This window comes from Sphingobium ummariense RL-3 (genome assembly GCF_000447205.1).
GTDB classification, from domain to species: domain Bacteria; phylum Pseudomonadota; class Alphaproteobacteria; order Sphingomonadales; family Sphingomonadaceae; genus Sphingobium; species Sphingobium ummariense.
The window spans coordinates 1-760 of the sequence record NZ_AUWY01000006.1 but is presented as its reverse complement, the minus strand read 5'-3'; the positions used below and the strand labels follow the sequence as shown (position 1 = coordinate 760).

Genomic DNA, 760 nt, shown 5'->3' with positions numbered 1-760 from the left:
CAGCGTTCCACGAACCGATCGGCGCGCAAGTTCGGATCGGCCCGCACGCGCGCCTCTTGGCGTATCGCCTCGATCATCGGGCCGCTGCGCCCCGCCGCCGCCTCGCGCAGCAAGCCGGAATCGCGCTTCATCGCCTCGGCCATATCGTCCGAAGCTCGCGGCCGGAGCGTGTCGAGCGCCTGAACCGCGCGCTCGAGCGCGACCTTCTGATGTTCCAGCACCGGCCCGCCCGACGCCCGCGCCTGCAACACCGCCTCCGCCGAACGCGAGGCCCGCTCGACCGCGCGCCGGAAATCGCGATCCTGGCCCTGCTCGGCCCGCGCGGGCAATTCCTTCGCCGGCTCCGGCGTCGGCGTGCGCTGGGGCAGTTTCAGCCCGTCAAACATGCCCCGCTTGGGAGCCGGCTTTTCCTTCGCACCCTGTGCTGGCTCGGCCGCCTTCACCGGCGCGGCCGACAGCTTCAAGCCGTCGAACATACCGCGCCGCGACTGACGCTCGGCCGCGGCCTTCGCCTCGCCGGCACCGCGGTCGCCGCCAATATCGGGCGTGCGGGAATCCTCGCCCATCTGGCGTGAAGTTCCCGCGCGGGGCGCGAGGATCTCCACGCCCTTCCGCTCGGGTGCATCCGCAACGCGGATCTCACCCGACAGCCCGCGCCGATCGGCGAAGGATTGCGCCTCGGCATCGCGATCCCGATACATCGGATAGTCGGACGCCATATCCTTCGCCCGCTCGCGCGACAGCGTGCGGACAAGCCGGC

At 71.4% G+C, this 760-nt stretch carries 1 pseudogene; it reads right to left on the bottom strand.

Features of this window, described 5'->3' with window-relative positions:
• Positions 1-760, bottom strand: a pseudogene (locus M529_RS0123960) (Ti-type conjugative transfer relaxase TraA); the annotation flags it as partial.